The 2,707-nt window shown below is 42.4% G+C and carries 2 protein-coding genes; both read left to right on the forward strand.

What is annotated here, in order from left to right; genetic code table 11:
- Positions 1 to 180: 180 nt before the first annotated feature.
- Positions 181 to 1,740: an IS21 family transposase gene (istA, locus tag ACX0G9_RS31545; protein ID WP_459068982.1), complete on the forward strand. Its 1,560-nt coding sequence runs from the start codon at positions 181 to 183 to the stop codon at positions 1,738 to 1,740.
- A gap of 73 nt (positions 1,741 to 1,813) precedes the next feature.
- On the forward strand, positions 1,814 to 2,572 hold the full coding sequence (gene istB / locus ACX0G9_RS31550) for an IS21-like element helper ATPase IstB (RefSeq protein ID WP_459068983.1): 759 nt from the start codon (positions 1,814 to 1,816) through the stop codon (positions 2,570 to 2,572).
- The last annotated feature ends 135 nt before the right edge of the window (positions 2,573 to 2,707 follow it).

The following is a 2,707-nucleotide window of genomic DNA, read 5'->3' on the forward strand; positions in this document are numbered from 1 at the left end:
TGTGATCGGCAATTACAACTACAGCGTTTTCGGCAACTAAGACTACAGTGTTTTCGGCAACAATGATGCAGAGAAAACGGCAACAACGATACATAAGTTTCGGCAACAATAGTGCAGAGGTTTTCTTCTCCGCGATGGGGAAGAATGCCACTTTCGCAGGAAATAAACTTTTCTGCCATTATGAATGCTTATTTAAAGAAACTTATGATCTATCAGAGCCTCCAACAATTGCATGAGCAGGGATTTTCTATAACTAAAATCAGCAGTATTACCGGAATCAATTGGCGGACCGTAAAGTCCTATTTGTCTATGCCTATAGATGAATTTAACCGATTCATGGAGAACAAATCGCAGCGTAAACGAGGGTTGTTGCCTTATGAGTCTTTTGTTAAAGCCAAGCTGGAAAAATATCAGGAAACATCGGCTGCTCAAATGCATGACTGGCTTAAGGAAAACTTTCCCGAGTTTCCACAAACGGCCACCCGGACCCTGTTCAATTTTGTCCTGTGGATCCGCCAGAAGTATAACCTTCCACAAATAAAGCCTGTAAGAGAATATGAGATGCTGGAGGAGTCTCCCTATGGAAAGCAGGCGCAGGCTGACTTTGGCGTATACAACCTTCGTAACGGCCTGGGTAAAAGGGTTAAGGTATTTTTTATCGCTATTCAATTGTCACGGTCAAGGTACAAATATGTTTGGTTCAGCGACAGACACTTCACCACGGAATTGTCTATAACAGGCCATGAGCAAGCGTTTTCGTTCTTCCAGGGGATACCTGAACAAGTTGTCTATGATCAGGACCGGGTCTTTATCGTCAATGAAAACAAAGGGGATATTATTCTTACAGATGCTTTTAGATCCTATACAAAAGAGCGGCATTTTGAACTACATTTCTGCCGAAAGGCAGATCCGGAAAGCAAAGGGAAAATTGAAAATGTCATAAAATATGTTAAACAGAACTTCCTGTATAACAGATGTTTCTGCGATATAGCGACATTAAATGAAGAAGTCCTGCAATGGCTAAGCCGGACCGCCAATAAATTGCCGCATGGAACTACCAAACTTTCTCCGCATGCGGAATGGGTAAAAGAACAACCTTGTTTGGCTGCTTTCCCGGAATTTATTCAAACCACTAGCCAGGAAGTTTATACCGTGCGCAAGGATAACGTGATAACCTATAAGGGAAATTTCTATTCGTTGCCATTGGGCACTTTTAAAGGGAAAGGGACGGTGGTAACCGCGGGAGTGGATGATTCCATTTACCTGATCATATCCAATCTACAAGGAGATATCTTATGCAAGCACATGATAGCCATCGGCAGAGGCCATAAAGTGCTCAACTCGGACCATAAAAGGGATAAGTCCATCCGGATTGATAAACTGATCCAGGAAGTCTGTGGGTGGTTAGGGGAAGATGCTGACCAGGGCAGGCAATTTTTAAATGCTGTACGCAAAGAAAAACCGCGCTATATCCGCGATCAGATCCTGCTGTTCCGGGAAACAATAGATGCAGCTGACAAAGATAGCATCAGCGAAGCCTTAAGCTATTGCTGCCAAAACAATATTCAAAGCGCCTTAGACTTCAAATCGATCATAGAGCAGAAGCTGCAAACAAGGGCTGTTGCAGCTATCCTTGATTATCCGCCCCTCCAAAGGAATCCGTTGAATGGATCGTTGCCTCCGGCTGCTCTAATGGAGCCTGCCAAAAGTTCCATCGAAGATTATATAGATCTGTTTTAGAAAAAGGGTCTCCCAAATTGAAATATATAACGTCTAACATCAAATAAAAATCACAAACATCTAAAAATCAATCATGGACAAAAAGCAAGTCATTAAACAGTATTGCCACCAATTTAAACTGGGTGGTATGAATGCCGGCATAGATCAACTGGTAGCAGATGCGGAAGCCGGGAAGATGGGCTACATGGAATATACCTTGAAGCTATTAAAAATTGAAGCAGCACATCGCGACTACCATGATACGCAGAAACGGCTTAAAACAGCCAAATTGCCACGTTCCAGCGACTTAAACCTGTTCCAGTGCAAGAATGATAGCGGGCTGTCTACAACCCGCTTAAATCAACTCAGAGAGCTTAATTGGCTGGACCAGGTGTTTAATATCCTGCTGACTGGCCCATCCGGGATTGGCAAATCGATGCTGGCCGCTGGTCTATGCGCGGATGCCATACAGAAAGGATACAAAGCCTACTTCCGTACCCAGGAGGACCTGATAAATATGTTCAAAATGAAAGATTTTTCCCCATCGGCAAAAGCTGAATACAAAAGATTATCCAAAGCAGATCTAATCGTAATAGACGACCTGATGACATTCCCCATCGAAAAAAATCATGCCCTTGCCTTCTTTAATTTTTTCAATAACATCTATGAGAAGGTATCTTTTATTATCACGACCAATAAAAAACCAGCGGAATGGGCCACCCGACTCGATGATGAAATATTGGCGACTGCGCTGTTGGATAGAATTTTGTACCAGTGTGAAGTAATAAATTTATCAGGAAAGAGCTTCAGGTTGGAAAATAGAAAGACAATTTTTGATGATAAAGACAAATAATGGATATCTTTAAAACCTCTGCACTATTGTTGCCGTTTTCTCTGTACTGTTGTTGCCGAAAATCCTGTACCATTGTTGCCGAAAACGCTGCATTCATACTTGCCGAAAACTCTGCATTGTTAGTTGCCGATTACA

The sequence above is a fragment of the Flavitalea flava genome, assembly GCF_054461575.1.

Bases quoted from the DNA above. Each gene is read 5' to 3' on its own strand.
- istA (WP_459068982.1), top strand. From the start codon at position 181: ATGAATGCTTATTTAAAGAAACTTATGATCTATCAGAGCCTCCAACAA.
- istB (WP_459068983.1), top strand. From the start codon at position 1,814: ATGGACAAAAAGCAAGTCATTAAACAGTATTGCCACCAATTTAAACTG.